Raw genomic sequence first — 19,463 nt, forward strand, 5'->3', positions numbered from 1 at the left:
TTGTAATTTTAGAGAATGTAAAGTTTATTAAAAAATCATCATAACTTTTATAAAGGAAAATATATATATTTATATGAGGAGAAAAAAAGGGAGGAAAAATTGTGGTACAGGAAAAAGAACTTATAAGAGGACTTAGTACAAAGGAAGCCCAAAAACGAATTGATAAATTTGGGCTTAATGAACTCCAACATAGAAAAAAGACATCAGCCTTAAAGATATTTCTTTCGCAATTTAACGATTTTATTGTATGGGTACTTATAGCAGCAACAATAATTTCTGGAATCATAGGTGATAAAGCTGATGCAATTACTATACTAATAATTGTATTTGTAAATGCTATATTAGGATTTATTCAAGAATTTAGAACGGAAAAATCATTAGAAGCTTTAAAAGACTTAGCAGCACCAACTTGTAAGGTTTTAAGAGATGGAAGTATAGAAATTATCAACTCTATGCATTTAACTATAGGTGATGTAGTGATTTTAGAATCTGGAGATAGAGTGCCAGCAGACGGAACATTTATTGAAGGATTAGGTATAGTTGTAGATGAATCATTACTTACAGGAGAATCTGTAGGAGTAGATAAAGATATTAATGGAAAAAATAATAGATGTTATATGGGAACGACTATAGTAAAAGGAAAAGCATTATTTAAAGTAGACACTATAGGTATGAATACAGAAATGGGAAAAATAGCAGATTTAATTCAAAACATAGATGAAGAAAAATCTCCTTTAAATAAGAAATTGGATTCACTTGGAAAAGTATTAGTAATAATTTGTTTAATTGTTTGTGTAATGGTTACTGTTATGGGAGTTATAAGAGGTAATGATATAACAGAAATGTTTTTACTTGGAGTAAGTTTAGCAGTAGCAGCTATTCCAGAAGGACTTGCTGCAATTGTTACAGTTGCTTTAGCTCTTGGTGTATCTAGAATGCTTAAGAGAAATGCTTTAATTAGAAAACTACCAGCAGTTGAAACTTTGGGTTGTACTTCTGTTATATGTTCTGATAAAACAGGTACATTGACTCAAAATAAGATGACAGCTAAAGAAGCATATTTAAATGGAAAAATATATGAATTAGAAAAAGAAGAATTAAAAGATTATAATAAAATGATGAAAGCTTTAGTTTATTGTAATGATTGCAATTATGATTTCACCAAGAAATCAATACATGAAGCACTTCATGGAGAGCCAACAGAAACAGCATTAATAGAAATGTTTTTTAAAAAGGTTGAGCCTTTAAAAGATTATGTATCAGGCATAAATAGGATATATGATATACCTTTTGATTCAACAAGAAAGATGATGTCTGTAGTAGTTAATGAAAGTGGAAGAGAAGTTTGTTACACTAAAGGAGCACCAGAAAGACTTATAGAAAAATGTTCATATATATTAGAAAATAATAAAGTTAAACCTTTGACATATCAAAAGAAACAACAAGTTGCAAAATTTATTGAAGCAATGTCATCTAGAGCTTTAAGGTGTATAGCCTGTGCATATAAAGAAGATGGAATAACTAAAAACAATAATTTAGAAGAAAATCTTATATTTATAGGTGTGGTTGGAAGTATTGATCCACCAAGAAAAGAAGCTAGAGATGCTGTTTTAAAGTGTAAACTTGCAGGAATAAAGCCTATTATGATAACAGGAGATCATAAAAATACTGCACTTGCAATAGCTAAATCTTTAAATATATGTAATACTGAAGAACAAGTTTTAACTGGAGAAGAAATAGAAAAAATTAGTGATGATGAATTATATAAGAAGATTAATAAAGTTAGAGTATTTGCTAGAGTTTCACCAAATCATAAATTAAGAATTGTAAAAGCATTTAAGAGAAAAGGGAATATAGTTGCTATGACAGGTGATGGGGTAAATGATGCACCTGCAATAAAAGAGGCAGATATAGGTATTTCAATGGGGATTTCAGGAACTGATGTTACTAAAGAAGCATCGTCTATGATATTGATGGATGATAATTTTTCTACTATAGTAGCAGCAGTAGAAGAAGGAAGGATAATTTATGACAATATAAGAAAATTTATAAGATATCTATTATCCTGTAATTTGGGAGAAGTATTAACAATGTTTTTAGCAACCATATTTTATCTTCCAAATCCATTGAGTCCAATACAAATATTACTTGTAAATCTAGCTACGGATGGATTACCAGCTATTGCACTTGGAGTTGATCCTGCTGATAGTGATATTATGAGACAAACTCCTAGAGAAAAAAATGAAAGTATTTTTGCTAGAGGGTTGGTGGAAAAAATATTAGTAAGAGGTTCGCTTATAGGAATTTGTACTTTATTATCATTTATGATAGGAAGATATTATGGTATGAATTTAGAAACTTGCAGAACTTTAGCTTTATGTACTCTTGTAATGTCTCAATTAATACATGTTTTTGAATGTAGATCAGAAAGACATTCAATATTTGAAATAAAACTATTTACTAATCCATACTTAGTAGGTGCAGTTTTAATTTCAATATTAATGATAACATCAGTATTGTATGTTCCATTCTTTAGAGGAATATTTCACACTGTTGCATTATCATTTAGTCAATGGTTAATAGTAATATTCTTCTCAGGAATAATAGCATTAATAAATAGTGTATATTTACTAATGAAATGAGAATGTAGAATAATTTGTGTAAATTAAATATTTTAATATATTGTATAACTGGAAATTATGTTTCCAGTTATATTTTTAATATTTTTACAAATACTAAAACTACGTGGTTTCATAATTTTAGTATGCACTAAAATAAGTATTATATACTGTAATTTTCTAATAAGTACAAGCTATATTGCTAACGCTTCCTCGATTCTATCTTTGAACATTATTTCTAATTTTAAAAGAGTTATTCCCCAATTAGCTATTGGTGAAGTCCATTTTTTCATAACTTGATCTGTTGCTAAATATAATGATTTTCGCAAAGAATCATCTGTTGGAAATACTGTTCTAATTTTAGTGAATTTTCTTAATTGCCTATTAAATCCTTCTAGTGCATTAGTAGTGTAAATCATTTTTCTAATTTCTTTAGTATATGAAAAATATGTAGACAATCTATCCCAATTTTCATACCATGAATCTATTACAGTACTATAAACATCATCCCATTTATTCTTTAGCCTATCGAGCTGCGTTAGCGCTATCTCCTCTGTATCTGCTTTATACACCAGTTTTAAGTCTTTCATAAATTCTTTTCTATTTTTATATGATACATATTTCATTGAATTTCTTATTTGATGTATTATGCAATTTTGAATACATACTTTTGGAAAAACAGCTTTAATAGCATCTGGTAATCCTCTTAAACCGTCCATACATGCAATTAATATGTCTTTAACACCACGATTATTTAAATCATTACAAACGCTAAGCCAAAATTTTGCTCCTTCGGCTTCGCCAATCCATATTCCTAATATATCTTTATAGCCTTCCATATCAACACCCATGCAAATATAAGCAGCCTTTGTAACTATTCTATGTTCGTCTCTCACTTTAAAATGAATAGCATCCATATAAACTATAGGATACACAGGATCTAACATTCTATTTTGCCATTCAGCAGCTGCAATCATTACTTTATCTGTTATTTTAGATATCATTGATGGAGATACATCTATTCCATATAATTCTTCCAGTTCGGATTGAATGTCTCTTGTAGACATTCCACGAGCATATAAACCAATTATTTTTTTATCTAATTCATTACAATCAGTTTCATATTTTCTTATAGTTCTTGGTTCAAACTCTGATTTTCTATCTCTAGGAATATCTATAGGTATCTCCCCGTAGCTGCTTCTAACATCTTTTTTTGAATACCCATTTCTATAATTCTTGTCACTATCGTTATCGGTTCTCTCATATTTTTCTCTACCTAAATGTTCTTCCATTTCAGCTTCAAGTAGTTGTTGCATAACATCTTTTAATAATCTTTGCATTAACCCATTCTTACCCACAACATCGTCCATACTTTTGCATTTCTTTATTTCTTCTTGATAATTTATATCTGGTACTCTCATTTGTAATCCTCCTCTAATATTCATAAGTATATTATTCCAAATCTACCATAAAACCATTCAAAAAAAGATGTAGTAGATTTGCTTTTACACAAATCTCACTACATCCCCAATGAAATCAAAATAAAATAAATAAAAGTACCAATTGAAAATATCAATTGGTACTTTTATTTTAATCTGTAAATTATCTTCTCATCATTCTATTTGCTTGTTGACGTGATTTTCTTAATTCACTATGATCAACAGGTATTAAGTCTTTTTTTGTTGTAAGATTTAATATATTCATTATTTGAACAGCTTCTGTAGTATCTTTTTTCTTTATTTTTTCACCTTTAACACCCATTATTATTACTTTATGCCCTTGAGAAACAGTAATAAATTCAGGCTTTTTAAACCATTTATTTTGCTTATAAAAACATTTCACAACAGCTCTACCTACTTCAGGTTTAACTACCATTTCAACTAATATTTTATGAAATATAAAATAACTTTTTTCAAAAACCTTTACTGATAAAACAGTTCCAGATGTACTTGTAATTCTATCTCCATATTTTTCAAGGTATGCATCTTGAAAATATTTATTAAATTTTCCAGAAAATTTTTCTTTTAAACCCATTTATGACTCTCCTTTTTTTAATAAGAATGTTTCATATAATTAAAATAAAAAACCTATTATATCTAGATTATTATATCATAATAATTTATTAAGTACCATATATATTGAAGGCGTTTTACTGTATTTTAAACCATATGTAAAATATAGTTTAAAGTATATTATTGAAAAATTAATTAAGAGGATATAGGGAAATATGTTTAAATAATATATTCTTAATCTAAAATAATTTTATTTTAAATATTAAGTTTACAAAATTACTTATTCATATGTTTTAGTTTATGTAAATAATTTAACAGCGCTGATTATTTTAATTACTAAATTAAATAAATGAAAATTAGGAGGAAAAGTAAATGTCAAATGGATTTACTAAAATTGAAAATAATGAATTAATTAATTTTGTAGGAAAGGTTAAAGAAACACCAGAATTTAAATTAATAGTATTTGAATTGATTAAAAATAAAAAAATAGCTGAAGATAATTTTGAAGTTATGGAGGCATCTAGACTAGAAAACAGTGAGTTTAAAATATCTATTTTAACTTTAGTTCAAGAAAATATAAAGGTTGTATTTATTGATTCAGGGGAAGAGTATAAGGTTACATTAAGAATGATTGAAAAAACTGATGGAATAGAAATGGATTATTTATATGAAATATTTGATAGAGATTTAATTTTAATTAAGAAGGTTAGATATGATTATGTATTAGAACAACTTAAGGAATTAGAAGATAAACCTATTGTTGAAAATTTTAATAAAGAAGAGGTAAAAGCTAATTTACCTTGTATTCATGGAAATTGGTGTGGAGCAGGATGTAGTGGTCCTAAAGATCCAATTGATGTAGTAGATAGATGTTGTCAAACTCATGATAATTGCTATGGTGAGAAGGGATATTCTACATGTTCATGTGATAGAGCATTAAGACAATGTTTAAAACCATATGTTGCAGAAGGAAATAAATGGGCTATAGCTGTAAGTACATTCTTTAAGTATTGGCCTTGTATAGAAAGATAGTTTTTATTAGGACTGTATATTATATACAGTCCACTAATTATTTAAAATTTAAGGAGGTATTTATTTATGGAAGTATACTTAGATCATGCTGCAACTACTCCTATTAATAAAGCAGTTTTAGAAAAAATGTTAAATTATTTATCAAGAGAGTTTGGTAATCCATCTAGTATTTATAAGAGTGGAAGAAATGCTAAATTAGCAATAGAAGATGCACGTAATAAAATAGCTGCTGCATTAAAATGTAAATGTGATGAAATATTTTTTACATCATGTGCTACAGAATCAAATAATTGGGCTATAAAAGGATGTGCTTTTAATAATAAAGATAAAGGAAATCATATTATAACAACCAGCATTGAACATGAGTCTGTATTAAAGACTTGTAGTTATTTAGAAAAAAACGGTTTCGATGTAACTTATTTACCAGTTGATGAGTATGGACTTATATCTATAGAAGATTTAAAAAGTGCTATAACAGATAAAACTATTCTGATATCTATTATGTTTGCAAATAATGAAATAGGAACTATTGAGCCAATAAAAGAAATTGGTGAAATAGCAAGAAAGAATAATATTATTTTTCATACAGATGCTGTACAGGCTATAGGAAAAATTCCAATTGATTTAAAAGAATATAATATTGATTTACTTACATTATCTGCACATAAAATAAATGGTCCAAAAGGTATAGGAGCATTATTTATAAGACAAGGATTAGAAATTGAAACATTTATGCATGGAGGAAGTCAAGAAAAAGGATTGAGAGCTGGTACTGAAAATGTAGCAGCATGTGTAGGTCTTGGAGTTGCAATAGAAATGGCAATGGATGATATTGAGAAAAGGGTAATTAAAGTTGAAAAAATAAGAAATAAAATAATAAATGATATTTATTTAAATATACCATGTTGTAAGTTAAATGGACATTCAATCAAAAGACTGTCTAACAATATAAATTTTTCCTTTACAGATGTTAATGGAAAAATTCTTGTGTATATGTTAGATAAAGTTGGAATAAAAGCATCTAGTGGGTCTGCATGTAGTTGTGGAACTACTAAAACCTCTCATGTATTATTAGCTATAGGATTACCAGAAAAATTAGCAACAGAATCTATAAGATTTACTATAGATGAAAATATTACTGAAGAAGAAATTAATTATTTTATAAAAAATCTTATATTTATAGTGGATAATTTAAGAAATCATAATGATTTTTCAAGATAATAATATGGATATGACAACTTTAAAGATACATTATGGTATTAAATTAATAAATGCTCAATCTCTATGGCGTGAAGGATATATGGGGGATAATATAGTAGTTGCTGTATTTGACACTGGATGTGATAGTTATCATAATGAATTGAAAAATAATATTTTAGATGGTCATAATTTTACCAAAGATTATAGTGATGAGAATATATATTGTGATAACAATGGACATGGAACTCATGTTGCTGGAATAATTGGAGCCGATGGAAATTCAGGTAAAGCAATTGGTGTTGCTCCAAAATCTAAGTTGTTAATTTTGAAAACATTAAATAAATATGGAAAAGGAAATTATAAAGATGTAATTAAAGCAATTTATTATTGTATAAATTGGAGGGGAAAAGATAATAGTAGAGTAAGAATTATATCTATGTCTTTAGGATTACAAGAAGATATAAAAGAATTGCATGATGCAATTAAGAAAGCTATTAAACATAATATTATTATTGTTTCTTCAATAAGGAATATAGGTTTTCATGAGTTAAAAAAGCAATGCCAATATCCAGCCAATTACAATGAAGTCATTTCTGTTGGAGCTATGGATAATAATAAAAAAATACCTTATTTTTCAGATTTAAATAACAAAATTAATGTTATAGCTCCAGGGACAGATATATATTCGACACATTTAAAAAATAGTTATGCTATTTTATCAGGAACTTCTATGGCAGTACCTTTTGTATCAGGTGCAATTGCATTATTGATAAATAAATATGAAATAAAGTTAAAAAGACAGCTTTCATATTTAGAAATTTTAAAAATATTTTATAAACATACAGTTAAATGTAAACAAGAAAATTTCTATTATAATGTAATGGATTTAAATATAAAAAATATTTAGTTTAATATAATTTATTTACAAAAACTATTTTGTTTAAAAAAATATAAATTTAAGAGATTAAAAGCATTGAGTTTTATTTACTCAATGCTTTTAATTTTTGCTTTTTTATGTCTAAATTACAATTTTTATAAAAATATTCATCGAAAATTTATATAATATATTTATTTATGTAGAAAAATGTTTGAATTAAAATACAAAAATTCAAAAAAATAGGTTTACATATTTTTTGGATTTTTACTTTTAGTAGGTATATAAAACTCTGATTGCAGAGTTATTACAACTTAAGGAGTGGTCATATGCCTACAGATTTATTAAAAAAAATAAAATTATTTCAAGAAGATTCTAATAATTTCATGGATATATTATCTTATTTTAATTCTAAAATTAGTTATCTAAGTTATAAGTTGAAATATCCTGAAGCATCTACAGATTTAATTATATATTTATATGAGCTTACTTTAAAATTAGAAGTTGATAGATTTAAAGATGATGAAGAAGTTCTAAGATATATAAGACGATGTCTTAATAATAAGTCAATAAATTTATATTATAAAATAAATTCTTATACATCTCTTATAACTTATAATTCTGATGAGGAACTTTTAAATATATTAGATAAGAATAATAATAGTAATGAATATTCCAATGTAATATTTAAAGATTTAATTTCATTATTAAAACCTAAACAAAAGAAGATAATATTTTTAAAATTTTATTTACAATTGTCAGATGTAGAAATTGCTGAAAGACTTAAAATATCAAGACAAGCTGTAAATAAGTCTAAAAGACAAGCTTTGAAATTTTTAAAAAGAATATTATGTAAGGAGGGAATTTATGTTTGATCAATTAATAAAATTAGCTACAACTCAAGGAATTTGGACGATTTTAAGTTGTGTGCTTATAATATACATATTAAAAGCACAAGAGAATAGAGATTTAAAACAAGAAGAAAGAGAAAAAAATTATCAAGATATAATAAAACAACTTACTGAAAGATTAAATACATTAGATTCTATAAGCTCAACTGTAAATGAAATAAGAAAAAAAATTAACTAAACTTGTATTATTAATTATAATGGTATAGTGTGATATTACCTAGAAACATTGGATTACTAAAAATTTTTGAAAGTTGAAAGACTGATAAAATCTAGGTTTAATTAACTAAAAAGGGTAGCGTAGCCATTTTATTTTTATATATTTTTTAAGAATAAATACAGTATTTATTAATAATTAAATAATAAATTTAGACACAAATATGTCATAAAGGTATTATATAATTAAGCAAAGAAGAAAGCTATTTTATTAATTATAGATTAATAGAAACTAGGGGGAGATTATAATAGACACTAATACCAAAATAGTTTGTGATACTACAGTAGAAAACTATATTAATGTTAAAGAAGCATTAAGATATGATGGAGATTATATTAATCATTTTTCAGCTTTACTTAATGGTTATTATAATAAAAATATTAAGTTTGATGAAATTAAATATATAAGAAAAATTATAAAAGATAAGACTTCTAGAATGTCACCATTTAGAGGAGATATGTTATATATATTATCATTTTTAATATCAATAATGAATGATAATATAGATAAAATAAAGTTAACTGATGAAATAATTCAGGTGTTTGATTTATTATTAGAAGAAAATTTTAATGAGTGTGGATATTTGGTTTTATCAGCATATTCAATTGTAAAATATGTAGATAAGGAAAACAGGAAAGATATAATTCATAAAACTAAGGAAATATATAAAATTATAAAATCTAAATATGGAAATGTAACTAAAGAAGACGATTATTTATTTTGTACTTTATTAGCAATAAATTGTACTAAATTTGATTCTATAACTGAATATATGGAAAAAGTTTTTAATTATGTTTTGAATTTAGATTTATTTTCTAATAATAGTGTACAGGGATTGACTAATACAATATTATTAAATGAATATGAGGATGCAATATGTAAGGCAGAAGAACTTTTAAGGTCCTTAGAGGAAAATGATTTTAAAATAAGTAATCAATTTTTAAGTGTATTAGGTGTATTAGTAGAAAAACAGGATATACATGAAATTATTGATAAAATGAAAGACGTTGTAGAATATTTATGCGATGAAGAACTTGAATATGAATTTTATATAGATAAAGGATTTAGAAATATTATTGTTTTAGTAATTACATTCATGAGCCTAAAAAATAAAAATATAAAATATTTGGACGAATTGCTGGCATTTAGTACATATTCGTTCTTAATAAGTAAAAATCAAGGGGTCTTTAATGAAGTATTAGCTTAAGGCACATTCAAATAAATAACTAGTCAGTATGCTAATTTATTTTATGAACTACTTTTTCCTTGGAACCTATTAATAGAACAACTATTAGCAGGACTTAGGTCATTGTATTTCACAAAATATTTGTCGCATCTTTGACTTGTTATTTATTTTTATATGCTTAATTATAAAAATTTAGTAGTAAAATACGAATAAAAACTAAAAAACTATATCTATTTTTTCAATTGAAGAATATTAATATTAATATACTACTAAATTAAGGAGGAAACTACTTTTGAAGATTTAATCACAGTTTAAGTTACAGAAAAAAACTTCAAAGTGGATATGGTTTATGAAAAATGAATTAACTCCAAGTGAAGTTATATTTAAATGTTCTTTTAAAGAATTATCTGATAAAGAGAGACTTGCAGAATTACCAGAAGTTACTTCAAGATTAAAGGATATAAAAAGAGCTTTAAAAATTAAGAAAAATGGATACAACTTATATTATATTGACTCATTTGCTATGGATAAATTAAGTAGTTTAATGGATTATGTTTCAGAAATATATCAAGAAGAAGGAGCTCCTAAAGATATATGTTATGTTACTACAGACGATTTGTTAAATCCTAAAGTTTTATTTTTACCAAGTGGAAAAGGAACCTTATTAAAAGAGAGAATAGACGATATAAAAAATCAATATTTTGATTGTGTAATAGAATTTTATAATGGTTCATCTAATGAAGAAAAAGAAGAATTAATTGAACAAACTAAGGAGAAAAGAAATAAATATATTTCTGATTTAATGAAGAGAGCTAAAGAAAATAATTTTGATGTAAAAGCAACAAATGGTGGCTTTGTATTTATTCCATTAAAATCAGAAGGTAATGAAATGACTGAAGATGAATATGATGAATTAGAGAATGATGAACAAGGTGTGATAAATGAACAAGTATCAGAACTAAAAAAAGAAGCACAATTAGTTTTGAATAAGTTAACAGCTCTTGAAATTAAATCAATAAATGATTTAAGAGTTATGTATGGAGAATATCTAAAAAAAGAAATGAAAGAAGCTAAAGAAGATTTATTGTTTGAATTTGTAACTGATAAACTTGCTTGTATGCATCTTTCTCAAATGTTTGATTGGATTGAGGATCAACTTGTTGAATGTTACACAGTAAGTCTAGAAGAGGATCAGTCATATATAGATGAAATTTTTATAAAGTTTCAAATTAATGTACTTGTTGATAATAAAGATGTACCACATCCAAGGGTTATTTTTGAAGAAAATCCTACAATAAATAATTTAATTGGAAATATAGAGTATAAAAATAGTAATGGAGGTTATTTACCAGATATAGGGTTAATACATCCAGGAAGTTTGTTAAGAGCTAATGAAGGATGCTTAATTTTGAATTTAAATTCTTTATTGGCTGGTGGTTATAGTTATTATTATTTAAAAAAAGTACTGATGTTTGGAAAAGTAGATTATAGCTATACTAAAAATTATTTGGAAGTTCTATCTTTAGAAGGGTTAAAGCCAGAATCAATACCAGTTAATGTTAAAGTTATTTTAATAGGTGATTATGAGGCTTTTAGCATACTTTATGAAAAAGATGAGGAATTTAAAAGAATATTTCCATTAAAGGTTGAAATGGAAAGTGAATTAAAGTGTAATGATGCTTCTAGAAGTTTAATAGCCAATTATATTAAAAACAAAGCAAAGAATGAAGGCTTATTGGATTTAGAACAAGGAGCTATAGAAGAAATATTTAAATATTTATCTAGAATTATAGGAAATAGAAATAAGATTTCTATTGATAACTATTATATTGATAAGATACTATATCTAGCTAATGATAAAGCAAATAATGATGGCAGATTTTCTATAATTAGAGATGATATTATAAGTAGCTATCATTGTGATGATAAAGATATTAATGAACAAATGTTAGAAAGTTATAAGAATAATAAAATATTATTATCAATAAATGGTGAAAAAGTAGGTTCTACTAATGGACTAGCTGTAATTGGAACAAGTTTATTTAGTTTGGGAAGACCAATGAGAATAACTTGTTTAGCTTTTCAAGGCACAGGTAAAATAATTGATGTTCATAAAGAAAGTAAATTAAGTGGTAATATTCATGAAAAATCTATTGGGATTTTAACCGGATTAATAAATAATTTATTGAGTCCTTATGAAAGCTTGCCTGTTGATTTTCAATTAAGTTTTGAACAAACCTATTCATTAGTTGAAGGAGACAGTGCTTCTGTTGCCGAGATAATATGTATACTATCAGCACTTAGTAAAAAACCAATAAAACAAAATATTGCAGTAACTGGATCTATAAATCAATTTGGAGAAGTACAACCAATAGGAATGGTAAATGAAAAAATTGAAGGATTTTATACTGTATGTAGTGCTATGGACACAGTTAGTGGTAAAGGCGTATTAATTCCTAATATGAATAAAGATGAATTGATTTTAGATAAAGATGTAGAAGAAAGTATAAGTAAGGGTGATTTTCACATTTATACCATGTCTACAATTGAGGATGCTATAGAAATTCTTATACTAAATGATGGTGAAACAATTAAAGGATTTTTTAAGATTATAGAAGAAGAAATAGCAAAATATAAGCCAAGCAAAAGGAAAAAGTAAAAAAATATAATAGAATAGGTACTGAGTAAAAGAATTGACTTAGTATCTATTCTTTTTTTTAGAAAAAAATGTAATAAAACAAATTGACGGTGCATAAAAATATATGTTAAAATATGGTAAAGAAACTAAGGAGGTGAATTACTCTAAGAAAATTTTAGAGTATTTTATATGGATTTAAAATTTGAGAAGTATGATGAAATTTTAATAGTAAATATGATGGGTGAATTAGATCATCATAGTGCAGAAGAAGTTAGGGTTAGGATAGACGATAGAATTGATAGAGATAATATACAAAAATTAATTTTAAATTTTTCTGGAGTGAGTTTTATGGACAGTTCTGGAATCGGAGTTGTTGTTGCAAGAAATAAAAAACTTGCTGGAAAAGGTGGCGCTCTTTGTATTTGTAATATAAGAGATAGTGTAAATAAAGTTTTTGAACTGACAGGATTATATAAAATAATTAAACATTATAAAACTGTAGATGAGGCAGTAAGATGCATTTAAGATGGAGGGATTTATTGTGTATGATAATAAAATGAGTTTGGAGTTTATAAGTAAATCTCAAAATGAAGCTTTTGCAAGGGTAGCTGTAGCAGCATTTATAGCTCAATTAGATCCAACTATAGATGAAATAAGTGATGTAAAAACAGCTGTCTCAGAAGCAGTAACTAATTCAATAATACATGGATATGAGAATAGAGAAGATGGGATTATAAAAATTGAAGTTGAAATTTTCAATGGAGAGGTTACTATTGAGATTGTAGATAATGGAAAGGGGATTGAAGATATACCTAAAGTAATGGAGCCATTATATACTTCACGTCCTGACTTAGAAAGGTCAGGAATGGGTTTTACGGTTATGGAAACATTTATGGATGGGTTGTTAGTTGAAAGTGAAAGGGAAAAAGGTACAAGGATTAGAATGAAGAAAAAGTTTAACATATTAAGTTAGGGGTAAAATATGGGTATAGGGAATTTTAATAGAGAGGAATTTAATTACAATGATAATTCACAATTATTGCCTTTAGCTAAAAATGGAGATTCAGAGGCTATGAATAGATTAATAGAAATGAATTTACCTTTAGTTGCTTCTATAAGTAAAAAATTTTTAAATAGAGGTTATGATTATGAAGATATATTTCAAATAGGTTCTATTGGACTCGTAAAGGCTATAAATAATTTTGATTTAAATTATAATGTTAAATTTTCAACTTATGCAGTACCTATGATAATTGGTGAGATAAAGCGGTTTTTAAGAGATGATGGAATGATAAAGGTTAGTCGTAATGTTAAGAGTTTGGCAAAACGTCTACATTTTATAAAAGAAGAATTAACTAAAAAATTAAATAGAAGTCCTACTATAGAAGAACTTTCTGAATATTCAGGCGTAGATAAAGAAGAAATAGTTTTTGCAGTAGAATCAGCCAATAGTTTACAATATCTTTATGATACAATTCATCAAGATGATGGAGCACCAGTATTACTTATAGATAAATTAAGTGAAAAAAGCGAAGATGATATTGGAATGATAAATAAGATAGCATTAAAAGAGGCCTTAAGGAGTTTAGATGAAAAAGCACGCCAAATTATTGTTTTAAGATATTTTAAGGATAAGACTCAGGTTCAAGTGGCTAAATTGCTTGGAATAAGTCAAGTTCAGGTATCAAGAATAGAGAAAAAGGTTCTTTTAAAAATGAGAGAAAAATTAGAAGAACAATAATTTAATATAATATAAAAAGCAGATGAGAAATCATCTGTTTTTTTGTTCATGTCTAGGAAAGCATAAAGTTTTAAAGACTGATAAGATCTAGGTTTAATCAAATATTAGTTGAGTGGGAGAGTTGAGCGCTATAAGAAAAAATGTTATAGAATTTTAAAATATATATTTTTATAAAGTCTTAAGACTTTCAACCAAAACTCTCAATTATCAACAATCAGCTAAAAAGCATGGCATAGCCACTTTTTTAAGAAAATTATAAAATTAAAAATTCAAGTGTATTATAATTATTTTTTATAAAGGAATAAATTAACATAATTAAATTTTCTAAATTTACAAATAATAATTATATATTTATATACAAAGTAAAAAAGAAAGGAGAATGTTACAAGCCTATAAATATTTTATAGGTATAGGGTAGCAACGTGGTATATATTGAAGAAAAAAAATGAAAAAATTATAATACAAAAATATGAAAAAATGGCTAAACAAGTTGAACCAAAGCCTAAAATATTTCAGGATTGTGCTAAAGCATTTTTCGTTGGAGGAATTATTTGTTGTGTAGGTCAATTTATTAATAATTATGTATCAACTTTGGGATTACCAGAAGATCAAGTTAAAACAATTGTTTCTATAGCAATGATTTTTTTAGGAGCATTGTTAACTGGAGTTGGTATATATGATAAAATAGCTCAATTTGGTGGTGCTGGAACAGTAGTACCTATAACAGGTTTTTCAAATGCCATAGTATCACCAGCTATAGAATTTAAAAAAGAAGGTTTTGTTTTTGGGGTAGCTGCAAAAATGTTTACAATTGCAGGACCAGTTCTTGTATATGGAATAGGAACATCTGTAATTATAGGAATTGTGTATTATGTAATGTCTATTTTTTAAATTAGGCATATGAAAATAAACGAGCATACTGACTATTTATTTGAATGTGCCTTAAAATGTTATTAATTAGATATTAAGATTAATTGCTGTAGTTTTTTTAGTTAAGGTAGGTGTAAATATGAAAACAAATAATAAGAAAATAGGTTCTCAAACAGTTAAGTTAACAAATCCACCTAAAATAATTTCTTCTTATTCTGTAGTAGGTCCCAAAGAAGGAGAAGGACCATTAAAGGAATATTTTGATCAAATATTAAATGATGATACTTGTGGTAAAGATAGTTTTGAAAAAGCTGAAAGTGAAATGATGTATACGGCTATAACACAGGCTTTATCAAGAGCTAATTTACAAGAATGTGATATAGATTATCTTTTTGCAGGAGATTTATTAAATCAAATAATATCTTCTAGTTTTACAGCAAGAAAATTTGAAATACCTTTTTTTGGATTATATGGAGCGTGTTCTACAATGACAGAATCTTTAAGTTTAGCTTCTATAATAATGGATGCTGGATGTGCAGAATACGTAATTGCTGCAACATCTTCTCATTTTAGCTCGGCAGAAAGGCAATTTAGATTTCCTTTAGAATATGGATGTCAAAGATCAGCTACTTGTCAATGGACAGTAACTGGTTCTGGAGCTTTAGTATTGGGGCATGAAGGGAAGTTTCCAGAAGTTACTTATGTAACTACTGGAAAAGTAAAGGATTATGGTCAAAAAGATCCTAATAATATGGGAGCTGCTATGGCTCCGGCTGCTGTAGACACATTAGTAAGTCATTTTAAAGATACTGGAAGAAAACCACAATATTATGATGTTATAGCAACTGGCGATTTAGGTAGTGTGGGAAAAGAATTAGCAGATAAGTTGATTGCAGAATATGGTTTTGATATAAGAGCAAATCACATGGATTGCGGAGAAGCAATTTTTAATAATGAATTACAAAAAACTGCAGCAGGAGGAAGTGGATGTGGATGTTCAGCAGTAGTATTTGCAGGAGAATTATATAAAAAATTAATGAGAAAAGAAATAAAAAATGTATTGTTAGTATCAACAGGAGCTTTAATGAGTCCAACTTCATCTCTTCAAGGTGAAAGTATACCAGGTATAGCACATGCAGTTTCAATAGAAATGAAATAAGTTTTGAAAGGAGTGTAGTACATAGATGGAATACTTAAATGCTTTTATAATTGGTGGTATTATATGTATAATAGCACAGATATTAATGGATACAACAAATTTAACACCAGGTAGAATACTCGTTTTATTTGTTACAATAGGAGCTATTTTAGGTGCTTTTGGAATATACGATAAAATAGTTGAAATAGGAGGAGCTGGAGCTACTGTTCCTTTACCGGGATTTGGGAATTTATTAGCAAAAGCTGCAATAAAAGAAGTAAAAGAGATAGGGTTACTTGGAGCTTTTGTAGGGGGGATTAAAGGTGCAGCAGGAGGAATAACTGCAGCTATTTTTTTTGGTTATTTAATGGCTTTAATATTCAACCCTAAAACGAAAGACTAGATTTTTAACTTTATTTTTATCTCACTAACATTTATACTATAATTAATAAATAATAATCCAGTTGTATAACTGGTTTATTATTTATTTAATTATTAGTTAGGTGGGGGATTTTTTGGACAAATATTGTAATAATACATGGATTCAAGTAGTTGAAATGTTAGAAAGCAATGCACAAAGGGGACTTAGCAGTAGTGAGTGTGAAGCTAGAAAAAATAAATATGGAACCAATAAAATAGGATTACCAAATGGTAATAGATTATCTAAAAATATATTAGGTGTATTTAAGCAAATACATATATTAATATATTTCATAATAACTATTTTATTATTTATAATAAATTTCAATAATTTTAAATTTGTTGTTTTAGGATTTTTAATAATAAATATTGTTGCACTTATGTACTATAATATTAGAAAAGATAAAGAAATTGGATTTTTAGAAAAATTAAATTTTGCTACTGCTACTGTAATAAGAGATGGTGTACAGCAAATAATAAAGGTAGAAGATATATTGATAGGTGATATAGTAGTTTTTAAAAAGGATTCATTAATTCCTGCTGATATAAGAATAATAAAAGCTAATAATATAAAAGTAGATGAAAAAAATATTACTGGAGAAGGTTTTTTAAAGGAAAAATTTGAAAGTAAAATAAGTGGAGGAATAAATTCTCTTAGTGAAATGAATAATATACTTTTTAAAGGTTCTGTGATAAAAGAAGGATCTGGTGAGGGAATAGTAATTTCAATAGGAAATTCTACTCAACTTGGAAGACTTTTAGCAATGCTTACATATGCAAGTAATAGAAAAAATACACTATTAAATAAAGTGCAAAAACAATGGGGAAAGTATCTTTTATATAGTTTTTTTATGTTGATATTTGGAATAATAGCTGTTGATTTAGTGAAGAAAGATATAGGTTATTTATATAATGGCTTTATTATAATTGGTTGTTTACCTATTATTTTAATAATAACATTAGCTGTTAAATACATTTTGCAATTATTTTTAAAACAAGATATTAACATTATAAATTTTTCAACATTTGATCTAATAAATGATATAAATATAATGTGTTTAGATAAAATTGGTGGTATAACTCAAGAAAAGATGATAGTAAAAAAGATATTCACTAGTAATGAAATATTTTTTGCAGAAGATATTAAATACACAAAAGACATAAATACTACTAGAATATTAGATATATCATTATTATGCAATAATGGAATATATAATGATGAAGAAGAAAATAAAGGTGAATTAGAAGAAATAGCATATTTAGAATATGCTGCCAAAAAGAAAGTTTATAAATCAGATTTAGATAAACAAAATTTTAGAATTATTGAAATCCCTATGGACTTTGACAAGAGAATGATAACCGTTGTAAATAAGATAAAAAGATGGTATAGGGCTAATTCCCGTGGAAACTTAGATTCAATATTAGATAGATGTACTCATATTATGATAGATGGAGTAGAAAAAGAATTTACTGCTGAAGAAAAAGCCAAAGTAAAAAATATTGATATAAAGTTTTCAGCGCAAGGTTTAATAACTCAGGCCTTTGCTTATAGGAACTTTAGTTATCAGCCATCAACTGATGAAAATATAGAGAGTAACATGGTTTTTGTAGGGATTATAGCGTTAGAGAATCCACTTAAAGATGATATTGAAGATAGGGTTAATAAAATAAAAAATAGTGGTATAATACCAATTTTATTTACAGAAGAGAATAAAATCAGTGCGATTACAACAGCTAAAAAAGCAAGATTTATATACAAAAATGAGCAAGTTGTATCAGGAATAGAATTAGATACTTTAAATTCCCAAGAGTTAAAAGATTTATTACATAAAGTAAGAGTGTTTTCAAGAATTAATCCAGAAATAAAATCACAAATAATAGCATTATTTAATAAGGATGGATATAAGATATCAGCAACCGGTGAAACTTTAGGTGATTTACCAAGTTTAAATTTATCAAATGTTGGTATTGCAAAAGGTCAACCATCGTTATTAGTTAAGAAAATATCAGATGTTTATATAAAAGAAAATTATTTAGATGGATTTTTTAAGATAAAGGATTATGCTACTAAATTAAGTCATAATATTAATAGGGCATTTAAAGGGATATATACTTTGGTTTTAACTCAAATAATCACATTATTTTTATCTTTAATGAGTGAAATAAATCAACCATTAGATATTTCTAATATTTTATATACTAATATAATATTAAGTATACCAATATCATTAATTTTACTATTGAAGAATGGAAAAAATATAAGTGGAAAAGAAGTTGTGTTAAGATCAATATTATTAAGTTCAATAATATTCATATCAACCTATATATTAAAAGATAGCAGTAGATATTTTATTTCTTTTTTAACAATATCTTTAGGTGGAATTATATTTGCTTCATTCAATAGCGGAATAAGTTTGAGAGTTTCATCAATAGAAAGAAAATTAATGGTTATTTCTATAATTTTATCTATAATGTTTTTAGGATTAATTTTTATGCTAAAGCAGATAATTATAACAAATAATTTAATGATTATTTCAGCTATAATAATAGTATCTTTAATTATTTTTGAAATTTTATTTAAAAAATGGCAAAACTCATTAATGAGGTGA

General features: G+C 26.1%; 17 protein-coding genes. 15 read left to right on the top strand and 2 right to left on the bottom strand.

The annotated features are described in order from the left end of the window. The first annotated feature begins 101 nt into the window (after positions 1 to 101). Positions 102 to 2,642 carry a calcium-translocating P-type ATPase, PMCA-type gene (locus BGI42_RS04135; RefSeq protein ID WP_069679109.1) on the top strand — a complete coding sequence of 847 codons (2,541 nt, stop codon included), beginning with the start codon at positions 102 to 104 and terminating at the stop codon, positions 2,640 to 2,642. Between the two features lie 170 nt (positions 2,643 to 2,812). On the opposite strand, the gene BGI42_RS04140 is transcribed toward BGI42_RS04135, so the two are convergent. Further along, the gene (locus tag BGI42_RS04140; protein ID WP_069678411.1) at positions 2,813 to 4,039 is read right to left on the bottom strand and encodes an IS256 family transposase; all 1,227 of its coding nucleotides are present in this window, start codon (positions 4,037 to 4,039) and stop codon (positions 2,813 to 2,815) included. A 181-nt stretch (positions 4,040 to 4,220) separates the two neighbouring features. Beyond that, on the bottom strand, positions 4,221 to 4,652 hold the full coding sequence (locus BGI42_RS04145; RefSeq protein WP_069679110.1) for a hypothetical protein: 432 nt from the start codon (positions 4,650 to 4,652) through the stop codon (positions 4,221 to 4,223). A 350-nt stretch (positions 4,653 to 5,002) separates the two neighbouring features. On the opposite strand from BGI42_RS04145, the gene BGI42_RS04150 reads away from it, so the two are divergent. The 14 genes from BGI42_RS04150 to BGI42_RS04215 all read left to right on the top strand — a co-directional run bounded on the left by BGI42_RS04150 (position 5,003) and on the right by BGI42_RS04215 (position 19,463). Further along, a complete protein-coding gene (locus BGI42_RS04150) occupies positions 5,003 to 5,662 on the top strand; it encodes a phospholipase A2 family protein (RefSeq protein ID WP_105165896.1) in 660 nt (219 codons plus the stop codon). Between the two features lie 66 nt (positions 5,663 to 5,728). Continuing rightward, on the top strand, positions 5,729 to 6,883 hold the full coding sequence (locus BGI42_RS04155; RefSeq protein WP_069679111.1) for a cysteine desulfurase family protein: 1,155 nt from the start codon (positions 5,729 to 5,731) through the stop codon (positions 6,881 to 6,883). Next, complete coding sequence (locus BGI42_RS04160; RefSeq protein WP_069679112.1) at positions 6,867 to 7,769, top strand: S8 family peptidase; 903 nt, start codon at positions 6,867 to 6,869, stop codon at positions 7,767 to 7,769. The genes BGI42_RS04155 and BGI42_RS04160 overlap by 17 nt, the downstream gene beginning before the upstream one ends. Before the next feature lie 296 nt (positions 7,770 to 8,065). Next, positions 8,066 to 8,611 (top strand): RNA polymerase sigma factor, encoded by a 546-nt coding sequence (locus tag BGI42_RS04165; RefSeq protein WP_069679113.1) that lies wholly within the window; start codon positions 8,066 to 8,068, stop codon positions 8,609 to 8,611. Continuing rightward, a complete protein-coding gene (locus BGI42_RS04170) occupies positions 8,604 to 8,825 on the top strand; it encodes a BhlA/UviB family holin-like peptide (RefSeq protein WP_069679114.1) in 222 nt (73 codons plus the stop codon). Before BGI42_RS04165 ends, BGI42_RS04170 begins: the two co-directional genes overlap by 8 nt. Before the next feature lie 331 nt (positions 8,826 to 9,156). After that, positions 9,157 to 10,068: a DUF4003 family protein gene (locus BGI42_RS04175; protein WP_275542706.1), complete on the top strand. Its 912-nt coding sequence runs from the start codon at positions 9,157 to 9,159 to the stop codon at positions 10,066 to 10,068. Between the two features lie 328 nt (positions 10,069 to 10,396). Next, on the top strand, positions 10,397 to 12,706 hold the full coding sequence (locus BGI42_RS04180; RefSeq protein WP_069679116.1) for an AAA family ATPase: 2,310 nt from the start codon (positions 10,397 to 10,399) through the stop codon (positions 12,704 to 12,706). 168 nt (positions 12,707 to 12,874) lie between these two features. Next, complete coding sequence (spoIIAA, locus tag BGI42_RS04185; RefSeq protein ID WP_069679117.1) at positions 12,875 to 13,210, top strand: anti-sigma F factor antagonist; 336 nt, start codon at positions 12,875 to 12,877, stop codon at positions 13,208 to 13,210. 16 nt (positions 13,211 to 13,226) lie between these two features. Continuing rightward, entirely contained in the window at positions 13,227 to 13,658 is a 432-nt protein-coding gene (gene spoIIAB, locus BGI42_RS04190) for an anti-sigma F factor (protein WP_069679118.1), read from the top strand. A 9-nt stretch (positions 13,659 to 13,667) separates the two neighbouring features. After that, complete coding sequence (sigF, locus tag BGI42_RS04195) at positions 13,668 to 14,426, top strand: RNA polymerase sporulation sigma factor SigF (RefSeq protein ID WP_069679119.1); 759 nt, start codon at positions 13,668 to 13,670, stop codon at positions 14,424 to 14,426. Between the two features lie 432 nt (positions 14,427 to 14,858). Continuing rightward, positions 14,859 to 15,317 carry a stage V sporulation protein AC gene (gene spoVAC / locus BGI42_RS04200; RefSeq protein ID WP_084023837.1) on the top strand — a complete coding sequence of 153 codons (459 nt, stop codon included), beginning with the start codon at positions 14,859 to 14,861 and terminating at the stop codon, positions 15,315 to 15,317. A 118-nt stretch (positions 15,318 to 15,435) separates the two neighbouring features. Next, entirely contained in the window at positions 15,436 to 16,455 is a 1,020-nt protein-coding gene (spoVAD, locus tag BGI42_RS04205) for a stage V sporulation protein AD (protein WP_069679120.1), read from the top strand. Positions 16,456 to 16,480: 25 nt separating this feature from the next. After that, positions 16,481 to 16,837, top strand: coding sequence for a stage V sporulation protein AE (gene spoVAE / locus BGI42_RS04210; RefSeq protein ID WP_069679121.1), 357 nt, complete (start codon positions 16,481 to 16,483; stop codon positions 16,835 to 16,837). A gap of 112 nt (positions 16,838 to 16,949) precedes the next feature. Then, on the top strand, positions 16,950 to 19,463 hold the full coding sequence (locus BGI42_RS04215) for a P-type ATPase actuator domain-containing protein (protein ID WP_069679122.1): 2,514 nt from the start codon (positions 16,950 to 16,952) through the stop codon (positions 19,461 to 19,463).

The sequence above is a fragment of the Clostridium taeniosporum genome (genome assembly GCF_001735765.2).
Lineage (GTDB): Bacteria > Bacillota > Clostridia > Clostridiales > Clostridiaceae > Clostridium > Clostridium taeniosporum.